Below are 24,210 nucleotides of genomic sequence, written 5' to 3'. Positions count from 1 at the left end.
CGCGGGAAGCTTAATGAGGAGCAGCAGCTACTCTGCTCTTCATTTTTCTTGCTTCACGAAGATTTGAAGCTTGACCTTGCCTCTTGCGAAAAACGGTCGGCCCTCACATATTCGTGGTGTCGCCCGAAATGCGGCGACCGAGGGCTGACCCCAGCCTTTCGAGGGAACAACGGGACACCGCGAGAAAGGACTCCGATGCAACCGTATGAGCAAAACCAACACGCCTATGGCACCGGCTTTGCCCGGACGGCGGCTCAGGTCGACCAGGGCCTGCGCGCCTTCATGCTCGGCGTCTACAACAACATGGTCCTGGGCCTTGCCATCTCGGCCCTGGTCGCGCTCGGCATCAACATGCTGGCCACCACGAGCGATCCGTCGCAAGCGGTTGCCCGGATGGGTGGTGTCGGCCTGACCCAGTTCGGCGCGACCCTGTATGGCTCGCCCCTGATGTGGGTTGTGGCGCTGGCGCCTCTGGCCTTTATCTTCTTCTTCTCGTTCCGGATGGACCGGATGTCGGCGGCGTCGGCCCGCACCACCTTCTTCGCCTTTGCGGCGGTGATGGGTGCTTCGCTCTCGACGCTTCTCATCCGCTACACCGGCGCGAGCGTCGTGCAGGTGTTCTTCATCACGGCGGCGGCCTTCGGCTCGCTGTCCCTGTGGGGCTACACCACGAACCGCAGCCTGTCCGGCATGGGTTCGTTCCTGATGATGGGCCTCGTCGGCCTGATCCTGGCCTCGATCGTGAACATCTTCGTAGCGTCGAGCATGCTGCAGTTCGGCATCTCGGTAATCGGCGTGCTGATCTTCGCTGGCCTGACCGCCTACGACACGCAGAAGCTGAAGGAGATGTACCTGTACGGCAACTTCGATCAGGAAGCGGCCGCCAAGGTCTCCGTGTTCGGCGCCCTGACGCTGTACCTGGACTTCATCAACATGTTCCAGTTCCTCCTCGCTCTCGTGGGCAACCGCAACGAGTAAGGACGAACGGATCGCGTGATCACAGAGCCCCGGCTGAAAGGCCGGGGCTTTTGTTTTGGGCTCAGGTCTGCGACGACCGATAGCCGAACCAGGCGCTCGCAACAGCCGCTGCCGCGCAGATCAGCGCCACGAGCCCGAACCCGCCGACCATGGCCGTGGTGTAGGTGTCCCGCGCGGCATCGGTCCTGGCCTCGGACGGCAGGGGAGTGCCGAACGTCGCCTGCCCGAAGAGACCCGTAGCTTCCGGGCTCGCCCATGCGGCGGCGTATTGGAACCCCAAGGTGGCAATGATGCCGAGGCCTGCCACGGCAATGAGGCCGGCGACGCGGGAGATCGCGTTGTTGATCCCCGAGGCCACGCCGATCCGGTCGTCGGGAGCGGCATTCATCACCGTCGTCGACAGGGGCGCGACCGTAATGCCCATGCCCAGTCCCATCATGGCCATGACCGGCACGACCGCCAGCCAGTAGCTGCCGTGAAAGACGGCAGGAGCCAGAAGCGCGAAGCTCAAAGCCGTAATGAGCGGGCCCAATGTGAGGAGCATGCGGGTGCCGAACCGGTCGGCCAGGACGCCCCCCAGGCGGGAGAGCACGGCCATCATGAGGGTGAACGGCAGGAACACGGAGCCTGCCCGGGCGGCCGAATAACCATGGGCTTCGATCAGCACCGTCGGCAGAAAGAACAAGGCACCGCTCAGAGCGAAGTAGAGCAGCAGGGTCAGCGCATTGACGTTCGCGAAGGCGGGGATGCGAAACAGGTCGAGGGGCATCATCGGGGCGGCGCTGCGCCTCTCATGCAGCATGAACAGGCCGAGAGCCGCCGCTCCGGCCATCGTCAACAGAATGGCGATGCCTCGCTGGCTCTCCCGTTCGCCGAACGCCGTCAGCCCATAGGCGAGAAGACCGAGGGCGACGACGGCAAGGACGGCACCGAGCCAGTCCATGGCGGTGTCTTTCAGCCCCGGGTCGTCCGGTACATGCCTCCAGCAGAGCCAGAGCGCCAGCGCGGCAACCGGAATGTTGATCCAGAAGATTGCCTGCCACGGGCCGATATCGATCAGCCAGCCCCCGAGGATCGGCCCGAGCGCCGCCGCGATGGCGGAGGCGGCCGCCCAGGTGCCGATGGCCTTGCCGCGGGCATCGGGCGGGAAATGGGCGCTGATGAGCGCCAGGGAGCCCGGCACGAGCAGGGCACCGCTGACACCCTGAAACGCCCGGGCCACGATCAGCATCTCGGCTGAATGCGACAGGCCGCACCACAGGGAGGTGAGGCCGAAGCAGGCGATGCCGATCATGAAGATCCGTCGCAGGCCATAGGCATCGCCGGCCGCGCCGCCCAGCAGCAGGAAGGCGGACAACGTCAGCGCGTAGGCATTGGTCACCCACTGCATCTCGGCCAGCGACGCCTGCAGGCTCTCGCGCATCTGCGGGATCGCAACGGTCACGATGGCCCCGTCGGCAAACACCATGCTGGAGCCCAGGATCGCGCTCCAGACGACAGCGTTCTGCGCACGGGACTTGATGACAGGCTGCGCCTCGCCTGGGCTGAGCTGGTTCACCCGCGATCCCTCCTCGTGACGTTCCATGCTAATCCTGAGGGAGGAATAAAGACAGGCCATGCAGATCGGCGCCACTTCCTCAGCGCCGCGGAAATGGTCTAGAGAATGCCCATGAGCCTCGTCATCCGCCCTTCGCTCCAAACAGACATCTCTGTCATTACGGCGATCTATGCCCATGCGGTGACGCATGGCACCGCCTCGTTCGAGCTTGAGCCGCCCTCGGAAGCCGAGATGGGGCACCGCCGCGACGCGATCCTGGAGGGCGGGTATCCTTATCTCGTGGCGGAACGGGGCGGCGATATCCTGGGCTATGCCTATGCGGGCCCCTACCGCACGCGCCCCGCCTACCGGTCCACCGTCGAGGATTCGGTCTACGTCGCTCCATCGGCACAGGGACATGGCGTGGGGCGCGCGCTTTTGCTGGCACTGATCGAGCAATGCGAAGCGCTGGATTTCCGGCTCATGGTGGCGGTCATCGGCGATGAGGATTCGCACGGCTCCATCGGCCTGCACAGAAGCCTCGGCTTCGAGCCTGCCGGCATTCTCAAGGGCATCGGCTACAAGCATGGACGCTGGCTCTCCACCGTGCTGATGCAGCGTCCTCTCGGGCGCGGCACGAGCGAGCCGCCGACCCGGCCTGCGGCCTGAGACGAGCGATGTTCACCACCATGATCCGCAGGCCGAAGGACGGCCTGTGGCAGAACCCGGATTTCATGCGCCTGTGGGGCGCGCAGACTCTGTCGGCCATCGGCACGCGGTTCACCCGCGAAGGGTTGCCGATCATTGCGGCTCTCACCCTCGATGCCTCCGCAACGGATCTCGGTGTTCTCGTGGCGCTGAGTATGCTGCCGGGCGTGCTCCTCAGCCCCTTTGTGGGCGCGTGGATCGACCGGACGCGCCGTCGGCGCGTGCTGATCGCGGCGGATCTGCTGCGCGCTGCGGTGCTGCTCACCCTGCCGGTCATGGCGTGGCTCGATGCCATCACCATCGGTCAGGTGATCGGCGTAGCCACGGCGGTGGCCCTGTTCTCCATGGTCTTCCAGACCGCCGACAATGCCTATCTGCCGACCGTGGTGGAGAAGGACCAGCTCCTGGACGGCAACGCGAAGCTCGCCACCACCGATGCGCTGGCGGAGATTGCCGGACCTGCTCTCGCGGGCGTCGCAATTCAGGTCCTGACCGCTCCGTTCGCCATCCTGTTCGACGCCCTGTCCTATCTCTGGTCCGCCGTGCTGCTGGCCTCCATCAAGCGACCGGAGCCGCCGCTCGTTACCGGAGAGCACGCGCCGGACCTGTGGCGTGAGACACGGGAGGGCATGCGGTTCGTGTTCAGGCATCCGGTGCTCAGGCCGATGACCTTATGCCTCGCGACGCTCACCTTCTTCCTGAGCCTCTTCGCGCCGCTCTACGTGCTGTATGCGGTTCGCGATCTCGGCATTCAGCCGGGCGTTCTCGGATTCATCGTGGCGCTCGGCGGCATCAGCGGCCTGGTCGGGGCGCGGCTGGCCGCCTGGGCCGGGCGCCGGTTCCCCGTTCGCAGGGTCCTCATCGGCGCATTGCTGGCTTACGGCCTTGTGACCTGCTTCATCCCGCTGGCGCAAGGACCCCTCTGGGCGGCCGCGGGGGCCCTGTGCATCGGACAGCTTTTCGGAGACGGGCTCTGGGTGGCGTTTTCCACCAACGCCACGGTCCTGCGCCAGACGGTGACGCCGGATCCCTTGCGCGGGCGCGAGGCCGGCATGGTGCATCTCCTGACCGGCGGCCTCGGTCTCATCGCAGCCCTTACAGCAGGATTCGCGGCGGATTGGATCGGCATCCGGGTCGTGCTCTGGACAGGCGCCCTAGGCATCATCGCATCGAGCCTGTGGCTGCTGGCCCTGCCGCAGAATCTGGATCAGGGCTAGTTCGACACCACCTTCGGCTTGTCGAGCACGCGCAGCACGCGGTCGAGCTCGTGCCCGCGCTTGAGGATCAGGCCGGTCGAGACGATGACGGAATAGGCGCCCTGCTTCTTGGCGAGCTTCGGGTCTTTCTCGATGCGGTAGAGGGGCATTTCCGACGTGCGGCGGAAGATGGAGAACACGGCCTTGTCGGGCATGAAGTCGATGGCGTAATCGCGCCATTCGCCGGCCGCCACCATGCGGCCGTAGAGGTTGAGAATGGCCTGCAACTCGGAGCGGTCGAAGGACACCTGCTTCGGCGCGGCGGGGAAGGGCACGATATGGGCCGAGCCCTGGCTCGAGCCGCCGCGCAGCGGCTCTGCGATGTCACCTTCGCTCATGACGCCTCCCATGGCTGTTAACATGCTCTGATGATGGGCTTAGGCGGCTACCGGATCAACCCGTCGGGACACAATGAATCACCGCTTCCCTTGCAAATCTTATTCCTGCCTCATTCGCGCCGAAATGGAGCCGCACTGAACCCCGTAAATGCTTAAGTTGCCTCGACGGCCCGGCTCATCGAATGGCTTGGACACGTCAGCCCCCCAGCCCTCCGGGTCGTTTGGAGAGCCGGGCCACGTCGAGACACAAGGCTGCCTTACGGGGCAGCCTTTTCTTTTTTGTGGCTCACGAGCGACGCGAGATCACCGGCACAAAGCCGGTGATGACGGAAGAGGATTCAAATACGTTCAAAACCCCGACAGCACGATCTTGCCGCGCGTGCGGCCGCTCTCGATGAGCGCATGTGCCCGCTTGAGGTTGGCCGCGTTGATCGGCCCGATCACATCCGAGAGCGTCGTCCTGATCGTTCCAGAATCCACGAGGCGCGAGACCTCGTTCAGGATCTCGTGCTGGCGCTCCATGTCGGCGGTCTGGAAGGTCGAGCGGGTGAACATGGATTCCCAGTGAATCGACACGCTCTTTCCCTTCAGCAGGCTGATGTCGAGGGGCGCCTTCGGGTCATCGATGAGCGCGAAGCGGCCCTGAGGTGCAATCGCCTTGGCGATCTCTGGAAAATGCGTCTCTGTTTGGGTGATCGAGAAGACAAAGGCCGGCGCGCCGATGCCGAGAGCCTCGACCTGGGCGGCCAGCGGCTGGCTGTGATCGATCACATGGTGGGCTCCGAGTTCCTGGGCCCAAGCCTGGGTTTCGGGGCGCGAGGCCGTGGCGATCACGGTGAGATCCGTCAAATGGCGCGCAAGCTGAAGGGCCACGGAACCCACGCCGCCGGCCGCGCCGATGATCAGGATCGCGTTGGCCGCACCTTTGACCGGGCGCTTCACGTCGAGCCGGTCGAACAGGGTCTCCCAGGCGGTGAGCGTGGTCAGCGGCAGGGCCGCCGCCTCCTCGAAGCTGAGGGACTTGGGCTTGGCGCCCACCAGCCGCTCGTCGACCACATGGAACTCCGCATTGGTGCCGGGCCGGGTGATCGCGCCGGCGTAGAACACCTCGTCGCCTTCCTTGAAGAGCGAGACCTCCGAGCCCACCCCGCGCACGATGCCGGCGGCGTCGAAGCCCAGCACCTTCACGCCGCCCGGCTCCGGTTGGGCCCGCATGCGGACTTTGGTGTCGACCGGATTCAGGGACACCGCCTTGATCTCGACCAGAAGGTCACGCGGCCCTGGCTCGGGCTGGGGCAGGTCTACGTCGATGAGGGAGGCATTCTGGTCGATGGGGAGGGATTGCTGATAGCCGACAGCGCGCATGACTTGTCTCCTGTTCGCGCATCGTGCGGACCCAGCGGGCCGCGCTAGCGAAAAGTGGAACCGGTTTTCCGGTCCACACGATGCGCATTTTCAAAAGCTGAGCATCGAATGGATCCCGAAAGTGGAGTCCACTTGTGGGTCCGATGCTCTAGAGTCATAGTTGAGCATAGTGTCTGAGGCCGCAAGAACGCACAAAAACAGCCCATAGTGTCAAAAAGGATACCGTGATGCCGAGGGTGTCATCAAAAGTTCCGGGGGTTCAGGGATGCGCCGTCGAACGCACGCTGAGCCTCATCGAGGGCAAGTGGAAGATCATCGTGCTCTACAAGCTTTTGAAGGGGACCTTGCGTTTCAACGAGCTGCGGCGGCTGATGCCGCTGGTCACCCAGCGCATGCTCACGCATCAGCTGCGCGAACTGGAAGCCGATGGGCTCATCATCCGCACGGTCTATGCCCAGGTGCCGCCCCGAGTCGAATATTCCCTGTCGGCCCGCGGGCGCAGTCTCGAGCCGGTGCTCATGGCCATGAAGGAATGGGGCGATACGAATCTTTCGTCTCAAGGTGCTCAGGCAGCATAAAGTGTTCGTGTGCTGCACTAACTTAACCCTACGCGGCGCGCTCTCGCAGGCTGTCCTTGCGCCGCCTGCCGCTCTGTGGCAACGCTCCCGCAACAACGACAATCAGAGGATGCGCGCATGAAGCTGGATACCCCCACCAGCGGAAGCGAGTTGACGGCAGAAGCCGTCGCCGTGCTGGAAGCCGGACACAAGGCCACCCCTCCGACCTTCGTGCGCGATCTGTACGGGCGAGTGCCGTCCGAGGATCTCGCCTTCTACTCGCCTCAGTCCCTGGCGGATCTCGCTGCGGAAGCCTTCGAGCATCTCAAGGCGTCCCGAACCACCGACGGCGCGGATGTCCGCCTCATCGACGTGGAGGTCGAGCGCGAGGGAAGGCGGCAGGACGTGACGGTGCTGGAAGTCGTCAACGAGAACATGCCGTTCCTGCTCGACTCGACCCTCGCCGAGATCGTCGACCAGGGCTACGATCCGCTGCTCGTGGCCCACCCGATCCTGGCTGTGGAGCGCGATGCAAGCGGGGCCCTGGTCCGCCTCGTGGGCGAGGCCACGGCGGCCCTGCGGCTTGGCGTGAAGCGCGAGAGCTTCATTCATATCCACCTGCCCCGCATCGACGATGCGGAAACCCGCACCCGGATGATCGAGGCCATGCGGCGGGTCCACAGCGACGTGTCGCTGGCGGTGCACGACTGGCCCGGCATGCGCGCCCGCGTCACCGAGATCGTGCACAATTACCGCCTTAATCCTCCGCCCCTGCCGGACGACGAGGTGAAGGAGGCGATCGCCTTCCTCGACTGGATCGCACGGGACAACTTCACGTTCCTGGGGCTTCGCGAGTACCGCCTGCCCTCCGGCGACACCGCGGCCGATCCGGTCGAGGGTTCGGGCTTAGGCCTCCTGCGCGACCCAAGCGTGCGCGTGCTGCGGCGCGGCCGCGAGTTGGTCTCCATGTCGCCGGAAATCCGCGCCTTCCTGGCGCGCCCGCAGGCGCTCATCATCACCAAGGCGAACGTGAAGTCCCGCGTCCATCGCCGGGCGCATCTCGACTATATCGGCGTGAAGCTCTTCGACGGCAACGGCCATCTGCAGGGGGAGCTGCGCATCGTCGGCCTGTTCACCGCGAGCGCCTATACCAACACCACTGGCGAGGTGCCGTATCTGCGCCACAAGGTGGCGAAGGTCACGGCCCGCGCGGGCTTCGACCCGTCGAGCTATGCCGGCCGCGCGCTGCTCAACGTGCTCGAGAACTATCCGCGCGACGAGCTGTTCCAGATCGACGAGGACACGCTCTACCACTTCGCCATCGACATCATGAACCTGTCGGAGCGCCCGCGCGTGCGGGTGCTGGCGCGCGCCGACGAGTTCGACCGTTTCGTGTCGGTGCTCGTCTTCGTGCCGAAGGACCGCTACGACACGCAGGCCCGCCTGCGCATCGGCCAGTTCCTCGCCGGCATCTATGAGGGGCGTGTGTCAGCCTCCTATCCTTCCTATCCGGAAGGCCCGCTCGCGCGCACCCATTACATCCTCGGTCGCGACGAAGGCCAGACCCCGCAGGTTGCCCGCGAGACCCTGGAGAAGGGCATCTCGGCCATCGTGCGCACGTGGAGCGACGCGCTCCGTGACGAGCTCGACGCCTCGGTCGGCGGCGCACGCGCCCGCTTGCTCGCCTCGCGTTACGGCGAGGCGTTCAGCGCCGCTTACCGTGAGGCCTTCGGGGCCGAGCAGGTCATCAAGGACATCAACCTGCTGGAGCAGCTCTCGGAGGCCCGGCCCCGCGCCGTCGATCTCTACCGCCGCGAAGCCGATGGCGAGACCCGCGTGAACCTGAAGGTGTTCTCGCTCAACCAGTCGCTGCCCCTGTCGGATCGCGTTCCGCTCCTGGAGAATCTCGGCTTCCGGGTGGTGAACGAGCGAACCTATCGCGTGGCGTTTACGGGTTCCGACCGGGTGTGGCTCCACGACATGACCCTGGAGCGCGCCGCTGGCGGCACGATCGAGATCGACGAGATCCAGGCGCTGATCGAGGCGGCGCTGCTCGCCCTGTTCCGCGGTCTCGCGGAATCCGACGGCTTCAACCGTCTTGTGCTCGAAGCTGGCCTCGGCTGGCGCGATGTCGCCATGATCCGGGCCTTCGGCCGTTACCTGCGCCAGATCCAGGTCACCTATTCGCAGGATTACATCGCCGGAACGCTCGCGCGCCACGGCGCAATTGCAGCCGATCTCGTGAAGCTCTTCTACGCCCGCTTCGACCCGCGCCACGAGCAGGGCCGCGCGGCCGCCGAGGCCGTGATCCGCGAGCGGATCGAGGAGCAGCTGAAGCAGGTCACGAGCCTCGACGACGACCGCATCCTGCGCCGCTTCATCAACCTGATCGATGCGGCGACCCGCACCAATTTCTTCCAGCTCGAAGACAACGGCCTGCCGCGCCAGACCATCGCGTTCAAGTTCGAATGCGCCAAGGTGGAAGGCCTGCCGCTGCCCCGGCCCCTCTACGAAATCTTCGTCTACTCGCCCCGGGTCGAGGGCGTGCATCTGCGCTTCGGCAAGGTGGCGCGCGGCGGGCTTCGCTGGTCCGACCGGCCGCAGGATTTCCGCACCGAGGTGCTGGGCCTCGTCAAGGCGCAGCAGGTCAAGAACGCCGTCATCGTGCCGGTGGGCGCCAAGGGCGGCTTCGTGCCCAAGCTCCTGCCGCCCGCGAGCGACCGGCAGGCTTGGCTCAATGAGGGCACTGAGAGCTACCGCATCTTCGTGCGCACGATGCTGCAGCTCACCGACAACATCGTCGGCGACAGCATCGTCCCGCCGCCGGACACGGTGCGCCATGACGGCGACGATCCTTACCTCGTGGTCGCCGCCGACAAGGGCACGGCCACCTTCTCCGATACGGCGAATGCGCTCTCCATCGAGAAGGGTCACTGGCTCGGCGACGCCTTTGCGTCCGGCGGCAGCCAGGGCTACGACCACAAGAAGATGGGCATCACGGCCCGCGGTGCCTGGGAGGCGGTGAAGCGCCATTTCCGCGAGATCGACATCGACGTCCAGACCACCCCGGTGACGGTGGCGGGCGTGGGCGACATGTCGGGCGACGTGTTCGGCAACGGCATGCTGCTGTCGCGCGCGCTGAAGCTCGTGGCGGCCTTCGACCACCGCGACATCTTCCTCGATCCGAACCCGGATCCGGAGACGACTTATCGGGAACGCGAGCGCCTGTTCAATCTGCCCCGCTCCAGCTGGCAGGATTACGACAAGGCGTTGATCTCGGCGGGCGGCGGCATCTTCTCGCGCAACGCGAAATCGATTCCGCTCTCGGCCGAAGTGCGCGCGCTCCTCGACCTCGACAAGCCGGAGGCCACGCCGGCCGAGGTGATGAACGCAATCCTGAAAGCCCGGGTCGACCTGCTCTGGTTCGGCGGCATCGGCACCTATGTCCGCGCCTCGACCGAGACGGACGAGCAGGTGGGCGACCGCGCCAACGATCCGATCCGCATCACCGGCCCGGACGTGCGCGCCAAGGTGATCGGCGAGGGCGCCAATCTGGGCATGACCCAGCGCGGACGCATCGAGGCGGCCCAGAAGGGCGTGCGTCTCAACACGGACGCCATCGACAACTCGGCGGGCGTGAACACCTCCGACGTGGAGGTGAACATCAAGATCGCGCTGACCACGCCGGAGCGTGACGGGCGCCTCTCGGAAGACCAGCGCAACGCTTTGCTCGCGGACATGACCGAGGACGTTGCCGCGCTCGTTCTGCGCAACAACTACCTGCAGACCCTGGCGCTGTCGCTCTCCGAGCAGCGAGGCCTCGGCGATCTCGGCTTCGCGCGCCGGCTCATGCACATGCTGGAGGCGGATGGCCGTCTCAACCGCGCGGTGGAATACCTGCCCGACGACTCGACGCTCGCCGAGCGCGCCCGCCGCGGCGAGGCGCTGACGCGGCCGGAACTCGCAGTGTTGCTGGCCTATGCCAAGCTCTCTCTGCATGATGAGCTGCTCGAGAGCCCGGTGCCGGACGATCCCTATCTCGGCAAGGAACTGGAGCGCTACTTCCCGGCCGAAATGCGCGAGCGCTTCCCCGACGCGATCGCAAGCCATCGTCTGCGGCGCGAGATCATCGCCACCCAGCTGGCGAACGCGATCATCAATCGCGGCGGCCCGACCATGGTGGCCCGCCTCGTGGACCAGACCGGCGCGGATGCGCCGACCATCGCGGCGGCCTACGCGGCCACCCGCGATTCGTTCGGCCTGGTTGACATGAACGCTGCCATCGATGCCCTCGACGGCATCGTGCCGGGCCGGGTGCAGCTGCGCCTCTACGGCGAATTGCAGGACCTGCTCATGAACCGGATCGTCTGGTTCATCCGCAACGTGGATTTCGCCAACAACTCCCTCGACCAGATCATCGGCACCTACCAATCCGGCATCGCTGAGGTCGAGCGGAGCCTTCAAGACGCGCTCTCGCCCGAGGCCAAGGCCGTGTGGGAAGCACGGGCGAAAGCCTTGGTGAATGAAGGCGTTCCCGAGGACCTCGCGCGGCGCATCGCGTCGCTCCCCGATCTCGTGGCGGCCCCCGATATCGTGCAGACGGCGCATAAGACGGGCAAGCCCGTGGCCGACATTGCCTGCACCCACTTCGCCCTGGAGGCCTCCTTCCGTCTCGGCGCGCTCATCGGCGCCGCGCAGGAGATCAGCGTCAGCGATTACTTCGACCGCCTGGCCCTCGACCGTGCCATCGACAGCATCGCCTATGCCCATCGCGGCCTGACCGCCGAGGTATCCTCCCACGATACATCCGGGGTCGAGGCGGTGCGAGCCTGGGGCGAGAAGAGGGGCGCGGACGTCAACCGCATCCGGAGCGCGGTGGACGGCATCGTGTCATCGGGCCTGACCCTGTCGAAGATCACCGTGGCGGCAAGCCTTCTCGGCGATCTGGCGCGCACGACCTGAGCCTCCGCGAGCCCTCCTGTCTCCACGGTGCGAAAGTCGGGACCACTCGACGTGCGGTGGAGAGGGAGTGGTAGCGGAATGGTGCAGCTATTGAACCTTTTCGTCATGGCCGGGCTTGTCCCGGCCATCTCGATCAGGTGAAGCGCCGCACTTTTCGGATCGGGATCACCGGCACGAGGCCGGTGATGACAGGGCAGGGGAACGTTAAGGTGGATAACAAACCCCAGTGAGCAACACCAACTCCCTCACTCCCTCACAAACAGCCTCGCGTCCCGCAATCCTGGGCTGGCTCCTGTTCGACTGGGCCTGCCAGCCCTTTTTTACCCTCGTCACCACCTTCGTGTTCGCGCCCTATTTCGCATCAGGGCTGGCCTCCGATCCCGTGAGCGGACAGAGCCTGTGGGGCTATGCGACGGCGGCGGCCGGGCTCGTGCTCGCGGTTCTCTCGCCGGTGCTCGGCTCCATCGCCGATGCCACGGGCCCGAAGAAGCCATGGATCGCATCTTGCGGCCTCGTGCTGGTGATCGCATGCTCCGTGCTGTGGTATGCCGCGCCCGGGCAGCCCTCCGCCATCGCCATTGCGCTCGTGGCCTTCGCCTTCGGGACGGTGGCCGTGGAGGTGGCGGCGGTATTCAACAACGCCATGATCCCGCATCTCGTGCCGCCGGAGCGCTACGGCCGTCTCTCCGGCACCGGATGGGCCATGGGCTACCTTGGTGGCCTAGTGTCGCTCGTGATCGTGCTGGGCTTTCTCGCGGCCGATCCCGTGTCGATGAAGACCGTGTTCGGCCTGGATCCGCTCTTCGGGCTCGATCCGTCGACACGCGAGGGTGACCGCATCACGGGGCCGTTCTCGGCCCTGTGGTTCCTGGTCTTCGTGCTCCCGCTCTTTCTCGTCACGCCCGATGTCCCGCGCTCGGGCATGAGCCTGAAGAATGCCGCGCAGAAGGGTCTTTCGCAGGTGAAGAACACCATCGCGGATGCGCGGCGGCACAGAAGCGTCGGGCGGTTTCTCCTCGCCAACATGGTCTATCAGGACGCGCTCGTCGCGCTTTTCGCGTTCGGCGGGATCTACGGCGCCGGCGTGTTCGGCTGGCAGGCCATCGAGCTCGGGCTCTTCGGCATCATGCTCACCATCACCGGCACCATCGGGGCGCTGATCGGCGGACGGCTGGACGACCGCATCGGAGCCAAGCCGGTGATCCTCGGCTCAATCGTCATCCTGGCGTTCGTCTGCCTGGGGGTGCTGTCGCTGGGGCGCGACCATATCTTCTTCGTGGTGCCGACCGCGCCGCCCGCGCCCGATGACGGCCTCTACGGCTCCGCGCCGGAAAAGGTGTTCGTGCTGCTCGGCCTCGTCATCGGCTCCGTTGCAGGGCCGCTGCAAGCATCATCTCGCAGCCTTCTCGCACGCCTCGTTCCCGCCCAGGAGGCAGGGCGCTATTTCGGCCTGCTGGCGCTCTCAGGCAAGGTCACGTCCTTCCTCGCGCCGCTCGCGGTCGCCGTCGCAACCACGATCTTTCAAACCCAGGCCGCGGGACCGGCGGTGCTGATCCTGTTCCTGCTCGTGGGCTTCTGGCTGTTGAGCGGCGTGAAACGCGTGTGAGGCGCACCCTTGTCATCCCCGGCGAGCGAAGCGAGGGAAGGGGATCCACCCGCACGCACAGCGCTATGGATTCCCTTCCCCTCCGCTAACGCTCCGGCCGGGAATGACACCGGTATGAATCACTCCAGCGTCACCGCCGTGCCGCTCACCGACACCATCATCATGCCCTCGTTCTTGCCGAGCGCCCCGTAATCGAGGTGAACGCCCACGATGGCGTGCGCGCCGAGGCGCTGCGCCTCCTCGATCATCTCCTGCAGGGCGGTGTCGCGTCCGTCGCGCAGCACGCGCTCGTAGGAGCCTGCGCGTCCGCCCACCACGTCGCGAATGGAGGCGAAGAAATCGCGGAACACGTTGGCGCCAAGGATCGCCTCGCCCGAGACGATGCCGCGATAGGAGGCGATGCGGCGGCCTTCAATGGTGGGCGTCGTGGTGATGATCATGGGCTTCTCCTTCTGCTCCGCTTCAGATGGGGAGGGGAAGGAGAGATGTCATCCCGGACGAAGCGCAGCGAAGATCCGGGATCGGGTGCAGGATCAAGCGCGTGTTTCCCTCCCCCCTTGTGGGGAGGGGTGGCCGCGGCAGCGGCCGGGCTGGGGGTGTTGGCGCCTTGCCTCCATAGGCTATCGCTCACACCCCCACCTCCAACTCCTCCCCACAAGGGGGAGGAGAGCTACCGCGCCACACTCGTCCAGCGATCCCGGGTTCTGCGATGCAGCCCCAGGATGACGCCATGTCGAAGCTTAGTGCCGGAAGTGCCTGTGCCCCGTGAACACCATGGCGAGCCCCGCCTCGTCGGCGGCTTTGATCACCTCGTCGTCGCGCATGGAGCCGCCGGGCTGGATCACCGCGGTGGCGCCGGCCTCCGCTGCAGCCAGAAGGCCATCGGCGAAGGGGAAGAAGGCATCGGAGGCCACCACCGAGCCCCTGGCGAGGGTCTCGGGCAGGCTGGCGGCTTTCGCGGCTTCAGCGGCCTTCCAGGCGGCAATGCGGGAGGAATCGACCCGGCTCATCTGACCGGCGCCGATGCCCACCGTGGCGAGGTCCTTCGCGTACACGATGGCGTTCGACTTCACGTGCTTGGCGACCCGGAAGGCGAAGCGCAGGTCGGCGAGCTCCTGCTCTGTGGGCGCGCGCTTCGTCACGACCTTCAGGTCCATGGCATCGACCACCGCGTTGTCCCGGTTCTGCGCCAGGAAGCCGCCCGCCACCGTGCGAAGGGTCAGGCCCGGGGCACGCGGGTCGGGCAGGGAGCCGGCGAGCAGCAGGCGCAGGTTCTTCTTGGCGGCCACGATGGCGATCGCCTCCTCACTGGCATCGGGCGCGATGATCACCTCGGTGAAGATCTCCGTGATGGCCCTGGCGGCCTCCGCATCGAGCGGCCGGTTCATGGCCACGATGCCGCCGAAGGCCGAGACCGGATCGCAGCGCAGCGCCTTCTCGTAGGCGTCGCGGAGGTTCGCGCCTTCCGCCACGCCGCACGGGTTGGCGTGCTTGACGATCACGATGGCGGCCGAGCGTTCAGGCGAGAATTCAGCCACGGCCTCATAGGCCGCGTCCGTATCGTTGATGTTGTTGTAGGAGAGCTGCTTGCCCTGCACCTGACGGGCGGTGGCGACGCCGGGGCGGTTTTCCGGCGTGCGATAGAAGGCAGCAGACTGGTGCGGGTTCTCGCCGTAGCGCATCACCTCGGCAATGGATCCGCCGAGCGCCCGGCAAGGCGGGGTCGGTTCACCAAGCTCGTTCGCAAACCAGTTGGAGATCGCCGCATCGTAGGCGGCTGTGCGCGAGTACGCCTTCTGCGCCAGGCGCCGGCGCAGGGTGAGCGTCACCGAGCCGTCGTACTGCGCGATATCGTCGAGAACCGACGCGTAATCGGCGCCGTCCACCACCACGGCCACGTCGCCGTGGTTCTTGGCCGCCGCGCGGATCATCGCCGGGCCGCCGATATCGATGTTCTCGATGCAGTCGTCATAGGGCTTGCCGGCCGCCACCGTGGCCTCGAACGGGTAGAGGTTCACCACCAGCAGGTCGATGGCCTGGATGCCGTGCGCCAGCATGGCCGCCTGATGCTCCGGATTGGAGCGGATCGCCAAGAGGCCGCCATGGACGGCGGGGTGTAGCGTCTTCACGCGCCCGTCCATCATCTCGGGAAATCCCGTGAGCTCGCTCACGTCCTTCACGGGCAGACCCGCCTCGCTCAAGCTTTTGTGCGTGCCGCCGGTGGAGACCAGCTCGATGCCGCGCTCATGGAGCGCACGGGCGAAGTCCACGAGACCCGTCTTGTCGGATACGGAAAGCAGAGCACGGGTTACGCGCTTCAGGTCGCTCGGCATGGCGGCCGCTCCATTCAAGGAAAAGATGCGGGCGCGATAGCATGGCAGGGCAGGGATGGAAACCGGGGAGGCAGGTTTCGGACTGCTCCCTCTGAGCATGAGGCGCAATGAGGTGAGATGCCGACCCTTCAGGTCCGTGTCCCGAGATTGCTCGCCACGCTGAAACGCTGCACACAATCTGCCTGATACTTAGCCACGGGACGCAATCAGGGCGGCAGAACCGGCCATCAATCCTGCCGATGAGCGGTTCACCAGCTTCATGGATCGGGGCGAGCGGATGAACGCACGGGCTTGCGTAGCCGCCAGGAGGTAGATGCCCTGAACCGTGAAGTCGACTGCCAAACCTAGCCCGAGGATCATCATGGCTTCAGGCAATGACAACGTCGTCAAGTCAAAGGCATGTGGCAGGACAGCACCGAAGAAGACAACAGCCTTTGGATTGCCGAGCGTGAGAAGCGCTCCTGCGAGGAGGCCACGGCTGCCGGAGCCGGAGGATGGCGCTTCCTTCGCAGCACCATCGGCCGTCCACAAATTCCAGGCGATGAAAAGGAGGTAGGCAATCCCGAGCCATTTGACCGCGATGAAGGCCGTCTCGAAGCGCATGGCCAATGCGGAAAGGCCAAAGATGGCGGCAAGCAGCCAGACAGCGTTCCCAGCCACCATGCCACTCACAAAGGGGAGGGTCGATGCACCACCGCGTGAGAGAACCTGGGCGATGAGAGCGCCCTGAGCAGGTCCGGGGAGTGCCGCCGCCAGAGCGAAAGGCACGACAAACAACCAGATGCTGCCAAGCTCAACCATCAACAAAGTCCTCAATCATGACCTGTGTCAGGGAGCAGCTTACCCGTGTCGTTATCGGCGGTCATCATATTGTGAGTCCTCCGTCAGTGCCGGCGATCAACGGGATAAAACGCTCTCCATGAATGCAGCGCAAACCATCGGCCCGGCGACAACACACCGTCGGCGCGTCTGCTTCATGCTCAAAAAGCTTGGCGAATGCTATAACCTCTGCTAGGATTCCTGTCATGATCAACCGCGCATCCTGGCTTACCCATAATTTCACGTACCTCAAAGGGTGCGCGGGATGGGTGTTGCGCTGATGCGTGCGTGATCATTCCCGAGGACCCTCCCGAGGCGGGTAGGGTCCTGACGTTCTCTGCTCTCCTCCTGTCGATTGTGGAGAGCAAGCATGAACACCCTTTTCCCTTCGCCAAAGCATAAGCCCCGCTTCTACCCGGCCATTCCGACCATCAGGATTGTTGTGTCCTGGGTGACGGCAATTGCTGCATCGTGGAACCGCTTCACCGAGCGGCGGGCTTTGCAGAGGCTGGAGCACCTCAACGATCATGCTCTGCATGACATCGGCGTATGGCGCGAGCCGGAAAGCCGAGTCGACGAATGGTGGAGAATGAATCCGCCGCCTTAGACGGACGAGGATTGCGAGGTCTCGGAAGATTCCTGAATTGCCTGAGGCCTCGCTCACGGCTCGGTAGACCTGCCCTCAAATCAGCTCCGCCTGCTCCTGCGGCGGGTTCGGCTCGAACGTGCGCGCCAGGCGCTCGAAGCGCCAGCGGACCGTGGGCGTCTCGCTCGGGCGAACCGTCAGCACGATCTGCTCCGTGCGGCGTAGGCCGTCGGCGGTGGCCAGAAACACGCTGTCGTCGATCTCCGCCGCGATGGGAGCGGCCGAGAACTGCCAGGCCTCGCGGTTGGGCAGAACCAGCATCACCACGCGGCCGCCCTGAGCGACACTGGCCTTGATGCCGGGCGCGAGGTGGAAGCGGATGATGGCCTGGGCGGTTCCGGCGCTGCCGCCTTCGCCCCAGAAATTGTCCTCGCCTTCGAGCACGTTGCCCTTGGGCGCAAGCTGCCAGCGGCGCTCGTGGGTGAGGCCGAAGCGCGCCTTGTAGCCATCGTGGCTGGCGCTGAGAAGCTGCGCGTGCTCGCGCTCGCTGCGCTCCGCCGTCACCCGCTCGGGGCCGCTGAGAATGACCGGGCCGACCCGGCGCAGGAGCCAGGCGGACACCCGGCGCTGCAGCCACGTGCCTTTCTTATCGACGATCTGACAGGAGGAGATGTCGTTGATGGAGGCGGTGGAATGCGCGGCGGTCGAGCGCGAGGCCTGGATGATGGGATCAGTGGCGATCTGCGGCATGCCGCAATTGACCACGATGCGCTGCGCGGCGCTCGAGAACTCGAAGGACAGGCAACCGGCGGCCGCCTCCTGCGACAGGGGACGCGGCGGCGGCGCGCCCACGTCGGCCACCACCAGGGTGCGTCCGGCCTCCAGCCGCTCGTAGCCTGAATGCGGCGCATGGTGGATCGGCTGGCTGCGCATGTCGTCATAGGTGAGCAGCGTCGCGAGATGGTCGGCCGCCGTCACGCCCATGCCGTTGAAATGCGAAAGCGTGCCGTCCCCGTGCCGGAACAGGCGCACCATCGGCAGCATGCGGTCGACGGAGCGCAGGAGCCCCTCGGGGGTGTCGACCTCGCGGCTGGCGAACATCTGGCGCAAGGGGAGCAGATCGAACAGCAGCTCGACGACGATGCGCGGATTGCGGCTCGCGTGTCCCCCATCGGCCAGGATTTGCCGGTCGAGTTCGCGGGCGAGCATGCGGGTGGCGCGGCGTAAGGAACGGTCGAGACCCTCGCAGCACAGGCCGGCATAGCAGAGCGCGATTCCCGCCATGAGCTGCTGGTAGGGCAGGGCGCCGGCGCGGATCTGGCGCTCCAGGGTCCGCACATGCTGCCCGATGATGCGCAGGAATCGCTGGTAGAAGGCGTGGTCGGCCCCTTCCAGGATCAGCGGCGACTGGCTGATGAAGGACATGAGCCGACGCGCCGTGATCTCGGTGCTGCAGGCGATGCGCTTGTCGCCGAGCCTGGAGGTGACGAACTCGTCCACCAGCGAGCGGGCGTTGGCCTGGGCCAGCGCGGTGCCGGCGGCGCGCAGGTGGCGCAGCCAGCCGAAGCCGTAGAGCGCCTCGCCCCAGGCGCGGCTCGGCGGGTTGAAGGCGAAGGGCGAGCGCCCGCCTGTGGTGATGGCGCGGCCGGAGAATGCGAAGAAGCCGGAATAGATGTCGGTCGCGATGGTGGGATCGGCGGTGCGCAGATCCTGCGGGGCGAAGAGCAGCCGCGTGGGCACGGGGGCGCTGGAGAGCCGGGACAGGCTCCAGACCATGCTTTCACGCGTGGCGCGGCCTGCCTCACGAAGGCTAAGCCTGTACAGACGCCAGCGATCCGGCCCGAAATCCACCCGTGGCGCTCCTCTTGATGCTGCTGAATTCAAGTCAACTTAAGAGAGGAGTTCCTGCTGACTGGTTAACACCCGGTAAGGGACGGTTCACCATCGTTACGACGGCTTGTGAACAAAGCGTGCGACAAAGAAGCCGTCGAGGCCGCTGCGATCATGGTCCGCCAGTGTCATCTGGCTCGGCAGGGTCCGGATATCGCCCTCCGGTGTGATGCATTCCGCAAAGCCGCCGATCTCGTCAGCGGTGATGGGCTGGCGGGTGAACTCGGGGTGGCGCGACAGGAAGCTTTCCGCCTGCCGCTCGCCTTCCTCGGCCTCCAGGGAACAGGTGCAGTAGACGAGCCGCCCGCCGGGCTTCAGCAGGCCTGCCGCCTTGTCGAGCAGACGGCTCTGGAGCCCTGCGAGCTTGCGGATGTCCTCGTCGCCCTTGGTCCAGGCTACGTCCGGGTGGCGGCGGATGGTGCCGGTGGCGGAACACGGGGCATCGAGCAGGATGGCGTCGAACGGTCCTGCCTCGAGCTTTTCCGCATCGATGGCGCGGGTCTCGGCCTTCAGGTTCAGGCGGGCGAGATTTTCCTCCAGCCGCACCAGGCGCTTGGCCGAGCGGTCTACGGCCAGCACCTCGGCGCCGGCGGCGGCGATCTGGGCGGTCTTGCCGCCGGGGGCGGCGCAGAGATCCGCGATCCGTTCGCCGGGCTTTGCCTGAAGTAGGCGCGCCGGCAGGGCGGCGGCGGCGTCCTGCACCCACCATTCACCTTCCTCGAAGCCCGGAAGCTCGCGGATGGCGGTGCGTTCCTTGAGCCGGATGCTGCCGGTGGGCAGGAGAACGCCGCCCAGACGCTCGGCCCAGGATTCCGGATCCGATTTTACCGTCAGGTCGACGGAGGCGAGCGATCTATGCGCTTCGGCGATTTTCTGGGCCAAGGCCTCGCCGTATTGCGCGATCCAGCGCTCCTCCAGCCAGGTGGGGGTGTCGAGCCAGGGGTCGTTCTCGGCCAGGATCTGCTCGCGCTCGCGGGCGACGCGGCGCAGGACGGCGTTGATGAAGCCGCCCGCGTGATGGAGCTTGGGATCGTTCTGCGCCAGCTGCACGGCGCTGTCGACGACCGCATGGTCCGGCACGTCGAGAAACAGGATCTGCGCCGCCCCGGTGGCGAGCAGGTGCATCAGGCGCTCGTCCTTGGGCGGCTTGTTGAGCCGCTCCCTCAAGGCATGTCCGAGGGTGCCGAGGCGCCGGAAGGTCACGATGGCGATGGCCCGCGCCAGCGCCTCGTCGCGGGACGAGAGGTTTTCGGCGCGCGCCAGCTCCTCCATCACGTCGTCCAGCGGCACGCGCCGCTTCAGGGTCTCCGACACGGCCATCCAGGCGAGGCGGCGGGGGCCGAGGCCCGATTGTTCGTCCGACTGACTCAAAATTTATCCCCAAGGCCCGCGGCGGGTGCCGGTCGAACCTGAAACGGAGCCCCGAGAGGAACCCCCAAGGGTACCCCATGGGCCCGAAGAACTCTGCTGAAAGAAGCCGCTTTGCGGCGTGGATCCCATCTCCTGCGCCAAAGCGTGGAGCGCCGCAATCCGGTTTTCCGTCGCGGGATGGGTCGAGAACAGGTTGTCCACGCCCTGGCCCGACAGCGGGTTGATGATGAAGAGCGAGGCGGTGGCAGGCCGCCGCTCCGCATCCGGGTTCGGAATATGCGCCACGCCGCCGCCGATGCGGGCGAGCGCCGAGGCCAGCGCCAGGGGCTGGCCGGAAATCGCGGCGCCCATCCGGTCGGCGTCGTATTCCCGCGAGCGGCTGATCGCCATCTGGATGATCATGGCGGCGATGGGCGCGAGGAGCGCGGTGGCCAGCATCACGATGGGGTTGGGCCGCTCGTCGCCGCGCCCACCGAACAGGAAGCCGAACTGCGCCAGGGTCGCGATGGCGCCGGCGACCGTCGCGCTCACGGTCATGATCAGCGTGTCGCGGTTCTTGATGTGGGCGAGCTCATGGGCCATCACGCCGGCGATCTCGTCGCGGGAAAGCATGTTGAGCAGGCCCGTGGTGGCGGCCACCGCCGCATTCTCCGGGTTGCGCCCGGTGGCGAAAGCATTGGGCTGCGGGTTGTCGATGAGATAGACCCGCGGCATCGGCAGGCCTGCGCGGTGCGCGAGATCGCGGACCATGTGCACCAGTTCGGGCGCGGTGCGCTCGTCCACCTCGACGGCATGGTGGGCGGCGAGCGCCAGCCGGTCCGAGTTCCAATAGGCGAAGAGATTGGTGGCCAGGCCAAAGCCAAGCGCGATCATCATGCCGGTGCCGCCGCCCAGGAAATAGCCGACGACGCCGAACAGGGCCATGAGGCCTGCCAGCAGCATTCCGGTCTTGACGGTGTTCATCGGGGTCTCCACCTCGTGTTCAACACGGTATCCATCCTCCAACCCCTATGTGGGAACGGCCCAGCTCACTCCCAAGAGGGGCTCGGATCTGGCAGAAGGCCTCTCATGAGCACGAACGACAACATCCCTGCGGATCACCCCATCGAAGGCGCAGCCTCAGGCAAGCCCCTGTCGCCCGCGGCCCAGCGGGCCTTGGAGGAAGCGGCCCAGCGTCGCCTCGACATCGACGCCCGCGCGGCCAAGATCGCCAAGGAGAAGGAGCTCCAGGGCCGTGGCGGTCTCGAGCCCGTCCGGTATGAGGACTGGGAAGTGAAGGGATTGGCGAGCGATTTTTGAGACAAGCGCTGAGCGGGTTTACTCAAGGCCATATGCGCATATACTATGCGCATATGTGTTCGGGAGGTATTGTAATGTCCAAGCCCGTTGGCGCTGTGAGGGATCGACGCCCCACCAATGTCACGCTCCCGGTCGAGCTAGTCGCCGAGGCGAAAGCCCTCAACATCAATGTATCTCAGGCTTGTGAAAGCGGGTTAGCTCGTTCGGTGACAGAGGCTCGGAGGGCCCGCTGGCTTGAAGATAACAAAGACGCCATCGAAGATTACAACGATATGATTGAACGGAATGGATTGCCCCTGGATGAATTCCGGCAATTCTGATGAGCCAGTTTAACGTTTACGCCGGTGTCGGCCGCTCCGGCCGCCTCGTGGTCGATCTGCAATCCAACATCCTGGAACCCATCGCCACCCGCATGGTTGCGCCGCTTTTCTTGAAAAGCGAGACGAAGGTCATAACCGAGCTGACGCCGATGGTGAGCATCGATGGACGAGATCTCGTGGTCATGATTCCGCTCATGGCATCGATCCCGGTCCGTGAATTGCAGCGCCCTGTGGGTTCGCTCGCCTCCTATCAGGATGCAATCAAACGGGCGCTCGATCTTCTGTTCCTTGGCTTCTGACTGTGTGGTGGGGGGACATCGGCTCGACATCAATCCGGAAAGCCGAAAAAATTTTCGGGTCTCATGTCACATCCGGCTCTCCCGTCTCGTCTTAGCATCGTCAGCAACACGACAATGAGGACCAAGACGATGAAAGCCCGGTTGATTCCCTTCGACGTCGCCCCCGGCTCCCTGAAGCCGATGATCGAGCTGGAAAAGACCCTGAAGAACAGCGGTCTGGAGCTTACGCTGATCGAGCTGGTGAAGACCCGCGCCTCGCAGATCAACGGCTGCGCCTATTGCATCCACATGCACACCCAGGATGCCCGCGCCAACGGCGAGACCGAGGAGCGGCTCTATCTCCTGAGCGCCTGGCGGGAGTCGCCCCTCTACAGCGACCGCGAGCGGGCGGCGCTCGCCTGGACCGAGGCCCTGACGCTCGTGGCCGAGACCCATGCGCCCGATGAAGACTACGCAGAGCTGACCCGGCACTTCACGCCGGCCGAGCAGGTCAACCTGACCCTGCTCATTGGCGCGATCAATGCCTGGAACCGGCTGGCCATCGGCTTCCGCTCGGTCCACCCGGTCGAGTCTGGCCGTGCTGCCGCCTGACGGCAATGCTGCGGACCGGTTCCAGCCCCTCAGGCCGGGGCTGGTCCGCCTCGCCTACCGCATGCTCGGCTCCATCGCGGAGGCCGAGGATGTGGTGCAGGAGGCCTATATCCGCTGGCACCAGACGGACCGCACCATGATCCGCGAGCCGGGCGCCTTCCTGTCCAAGACCGTCACGCGCCTGTGCCTCGACATCCTGAAATCGGCCCGGGTGAAGCGCGAGACCTATATCGGCCCCTGGCTGCCCGAGCCGGTTCTGGAGACAGCCGGTGAGGACGACGTGAGCGAGGACCTGTCGCTGACCCTGATGCTGGCGCTGGAGCGGCTGTCTCCGTTGGAGCGCGCGGCCTTTCTCCTGCACGACGTGTTCGGTCTCGGCTTCGACGATGTCGCCGCGACCCTCGACCGGGATCCCGCCGCCTGCCGGCAACTCGCCGCGCGAGCCCGCAGGAACGTGCGCGCGGAAAGACCGCGCTACGCCATCGACCGGGAGGAGGGCGAGCGGATGACCGATGCCTTCCTCATGGCCTCGCGCAGCGGCGACCTCACGGCTCTGCGCCATCTCCTGGCCGAGAACGTCGTGGCCCAGACGGATGGCGGCGGCATCCGGAACGCGGCGCTCAATCCGCTGTTCGGCCTCCGCAGGGTCGCCGGTCTGTTCATGGGCGTGGCGCGCAAGGGCGGAGGCCAGTTGCCGCCGGTTCTCTACAGGGGATTGATCAACGGCCTGCCGGGTTTCGTCACCCTCGAACAGGATGGCATCGTGCAGACCACGGCCCTCGACATCGAGGACGGCCGCATCGTCGGGGTCTATATCGTGCGCAATCCCGAAAAGCTCCGGCACCTGGCGGATCTGGCGAACTGAGCGCTGGTTGAGAGAATTCCGGCGCGCCTATGGGATGCCTCGGGCTCGCCTTGCACAGGCGTCGGCATAGGCCTCGGCCGCCTTGCCGGACATGGCTTTCGACTCCTCGACGCATTTCACCACGGCCATCTCCTGGGCCATGATCCGGTTCTGGATGCGCGCGTTGACCTGCGTGTTATGGGCGTTGAGCATGGTCCTGTTGACCGCGTGAGCGGCACCCGCTCCCATTCCCGACGGATCCGCGGCGCCGGCCACCGAGATAGCCGTTGCAGCCACACCCGTTGCCGTGGATTCCGCCTGAAGTTCCGCCATCAGGGCATCCGCTTGCGCGTGTCCGGAGGCATAAGGGGTCTGGCATCCGGCCAGCGCCACCGCGGCCGGGATCAGGATCGAAAGGAGAGCAGCGCGCATGAGGCCTCACCATCTTCGGGAATGCGCGCCAGCATAACGCCCGCTGGAGGCAATCGCCCCCTCCGTTTGGAGAGGAAAACCATCCACGCCCGATGGATGTCGTGACGTTGCGGAGCGGC

22 protein-coding genes are annotated in these 24,210 nt (G+C 65.8%); 12 read left to right on the top strand and 10 right to left on the bottom strand.

Going from position 1 to position 24,210, the window contains the following annotated elements:
* The first annotated feature begins 195 nt into the window (after positions 1–195).
* Positions 196–978, top strand: coding sequence for a Bax inhibitor-1/YccA family protein (locus tag MA07_RS02430; RefSeq protein ID WP_036346508.1), 783 nt, complete (start codon positions 196–198; stop codon positions 976–978).
* A gap of 61 nt (positions 979–1,039) precedes the next feature.
* Here MA07_RS02430 and MA07_RS02425 read toward each other — a convergent pair whose 3' ends face one another.
* Complete coding sequence (locus MA07_RS02425; RefSeq protein ID WP_152568694.1) at positions 1,040–2,563, bottom strand: MFS transporter; 1,524 nt, start codon at positions 2,561–2,563, stop codon at positions 1,040–1,042.
* A gap of 84 nt (positions 2,564–2,647) precedes the next feature.
* On the opposite strand from MA07_RS02425, the gene MA07_RS02420 reads away from it, so the two are divergent.
* On the top strand, positions 2,648–3,184 hold the full coding sequence (locus MA07_RS02420) for a GNAT family N-acetyltransferase (protein WP_036346744.1): 537 nt from the start codon (positions 2,648–2,650) through the stop codon (positions 3,182–3,184).
* A gap of 8 nt (positions 3,185–3,192) precedes the next feature.
* Complete coding sequence (locus MA07_RS02415; protein ID WP_052002762.1) at positions 3,193–4,440, top strand: MFS transporter; 1,248 nt, start codon at positions 3,193–3,195, stop codon at positions 4,438–4,440.
* On the opposite strand, the gene MA07_RS02410 is transcribed toward MA07_RS02415, so the two are convergent.
* Together MA07_RS02410 and MA07_RS02405 are read right to left on the bottom strand one after the other, a co-directional pair.
* Positions 4,437–4,817 carry a DUF2794 domain-containing protein gene (locus tag MA07_RS02410; protein WP_036346740.1) on the bottom strand — a complete coding sequence of 127 codons (381 nt, stop codon included), beginning with the start codon at positions 4,815–4,817 and terminating at the stop codon, positions 4,437–4,439. The genes MA07_RS02415 and MA07_RS02410 overlap by 4 nt on opposite strands.
* A 348-nt stretch (positions 4,818–5,165) precedes the next feature.
* Positions 5,166–6,182: a zinc-binding alcohol dehydrogenase family protein gene (locus tag MA07_RS02405; protein WP_036346505.1), complete on the bottom strand. Its 1,017-nt coding sequence runs from the start codon at positions 6,180–6,182 to the stop codon at positions 5,166–5,168.
* A 227-nt stretch (positions 6,183–6,409) separates the two neighbouring features.
* Here MA07_RS02405 and MA07_RS02400 point away from each other — a divergent pair, with 227 nt between their 5' ends.
* The 3 genes from MA07_RS02400 to MA07_RS02390 all read left to right on the top strand — a co-directional run bounded on the left by MA07_RS02400 (position 6,410) and on the right by MA07_RS02390 (position 13,307).
* Complete coding sequence (locus MA07_RS02400; protein ID WP_052002761.1) at positions 6,410–6,760, top strand: helix-turn-helix domain-containing protein; 351 nt, start codon at positions 6,410–6,412, stop codon at positions 6,758–6,760.
* 117 nt (positions 6,761–6,877) lie between these two features.
* Positions 6,878–11,701: an NAD-glutamate dehydrogenase gene (locus tag MA07_RS02395; RefSeq protein WP_036346502.1), complete on the top strand. Its 4,824-nt coding sequence runs from the start codon at positions 6,878–6,880 to the stop codon at positions 11,699–11,701.
* Positions 11,702–11,927: 226 nt separating this feature from the next.
* Positions 11,928–13,307: an MFS transporter gene (locus tag MA07_RS02390; RefSeq protein ID WP_036346499.1), complete on the top strand. Its 1,380-nt coding sequence runs from the start codon at positions 11,928–11,930 to the stop codon at positions 13,305–13,307.
* Positions 13,308–13,426: 119 nt separating this feature from the next.
* On the opposite strand, the gene MA07_RS02385 is transcribed toward MA07_RS02390, so the two are convergent.
* The 3 genes from MA07_RS02385 to MA07_RS02375 form a co-directional block, all read right to left on the bottom strand.
* Positions 13,427–13,747, bottom strand: a complete 321-nt coding sequence (locus MA07_RS02385) for a heavy metal-binding domain-containing protein (RefSeq protein ID WP_036346496.1) — start codon at positions 13,745–13,747, stop codon at positions 13,427–13,429.
* 300 nt (positions 13,748–14,047) lie between these two features.
* The gene (purH, locus tag MA07_RS02380) at positions 14,048–15,640 is read right to left on the bottom strand and encodes a bifunctional phosphoribosylaminoimidazolecarboxamide formyltransferase/IMP cyclohydrolase (RefSeq protein ID WP_036346494.1); all 1,593 of its coding nucleotides are present in this window, start codon (positions 15,638–15,640) and stop codon (positions 14,048–14,050) included.
* A 189-nt stretch (positions 15,641–15,829) separates the two neighbouring features.
* A complete protein-coding gene (locus MA07_RS02375) occupies positions 15,830–16,441 on the bottom strand; it encodes a LysE family translocator (protein ID WP_036346492.1) in 612 nt (203 codons plus the stop codon).
* A gap of 388 nt (positions 16,442–16,829) precedes the next feature.
* On the opposite strand from MA07_RS02375, the gene MA07_RS02370 reads away from it, so the two are divergent.
* Positions 16,830–17,066 (top strand): hypothetical protein, encoded by a 237-nt coding sequence (locus tag MA07_RS02370; protein ID WP_036346489.1) that lies wholly within the window; start codon positions 16,830–16,832, stop codon positions 17,064–17,066.
* A gap of 75 nt (positions 17,067–17,141) precedes the next feature.
* Here MA07_RS02370 and MA07_RS02365 read toward each other — a convergent pair whose 3' ends face one another.
* The 3 genes from MA07_RS02365 to htpX all read right to left on the bottom strand — a co-directional run bounded on the left by MA07_RS02365 (position 17,142) and on the right by htpX (position 21,269).
* The gene (locus MA07_RS02365; protein WP_052002760.1) at positions 17,142–18,896 is read right to left on the bottom strand and encodes a heparinase II/III family protein; all 1,755 of its coding nucleotides are present in this window, start codon (positions 18,894–18,896) and stop codon (positions 17,142–17,144) included.
* Positions 18,897–18,992: 96 nt separating this feature from the next.
* Entirely contained in the window at positions 18,993–20,255 is a 1,263-nt protein-coding gene (locus tag MA07_RS02360; protein ID WP_052002759.1) for a transcription antitermination factor NusB, read from the bottom strand.
* A 54-nt stretch (positions 20,256–20,309) separates the two neighbouring features.
* Positions 20,310–21,269, bottom strand: coding sequence for a zinc metalloprotease HtpX (gene htpX / locus MA07_RS02355; RefSeq protein WP_036346485.1), 960 nt, complete (start codon positions 21,267–21,269; stop codon positions 20,310–20,312).
* 105 nt (positions 21,270–21,374) lie between these two features.
* On the opposite strand from htpX, the gene MA07_RS02350 reads away from it, so the two are divergent.
* The 5 genes from MA07_RS02350 to MA07_RS02330 all read left to right on the top strand — a co-directional run bounded on the left by MA07_RS02350 (position 21,375) and on the right by MA07_RS02330 (position 23,680).
* A complete protein-coding gene (locus MA07_RS02350) occupies positions 21,375–21,605 on the top strand; it encodes a DUF1674 domain-containing protein (protein ID WP_052002758.1) in 231 nt (76 codons plus the stop codon).
* A gap of 74 nt (positions 21,606–21,679) precedes the next feature.
* Positions 21,680–21,925, top strand: coding sequence for a type II toxin-antitoxin system CcdA family antitoxin (locus MA07_RS02345; RefSeq protein ID WP_052002757.1), 246 nt, complete (start codon positions 21,680–21,682; stop codon positions 21,923–21,925).
* Positions 21,925–22,224 (top strand): CcdB family protein, encoded by a 300-nt coding sequence (locus tag MA07_RS02340; protein ID WP_036346483.1) that lies wholly within the window; start codon positions 21,925–21,927, stop codon positions 22,222–22,224. The genes MA07_RS02345 and MA07_RS02340 overlap by 1 nt, the downstream gene beginning before the upstream one ends.
* 129 nt (positions 22,225–22,353) lie before the next feature.
* Entirely contained in the window at positions 22,354–22,815 is a 462-nt protein-coding gene (locus MA07_RS02335) for a carboxymuconolactone decarboxylase family protein (protein WP_036346723.1), read from the top strand.
* The gene (locus MA07_RS02330) at positions 22,802–23,680 is read left to right on the top strand and encodes a sigma-70 family RNA polymerase sigma factor (protein WP_036346481.1); all 879 of its coding nucleotides are present in this window, start codon (positions 22,802–22,804) and stop codon (positions 23,678–23,680) included. Before MA07_RS02335 ends, MA07_RS02330 begins: the two co-directional genes overlap by 14 nt.
* Before the next feature lie 27 nt (positions 23,681–23,707).
* Here MA07_RS02330 and MA07_RS02325 read toward each other — a convergent pair whose 3' ends face one another.
* Entirely contained in the window at positions 23,708–24,091 is a 384-nt protein-coding gene (locus MA07_RS02325) for a hypothetical protein (protein ID WP_036346479.1), read from the bottom strand.
* Positions 24,092–24,210: the final 119 nt, after the last annotated feature.

It is taken from the genome of Microvirga sp. BSC39 (genome assembly GCF_000739015.1).
In the GTDB taxonomy this organism is placed as follows: domain Bacteria; phylum Pseudomonadota; class Alphaproteobacteria; order Rhizobiales; family Beijerinckiaceae; genus Microvirga.
This window is presented reverse-complemented; position numbering and strand designations above follow the sequence as displayed.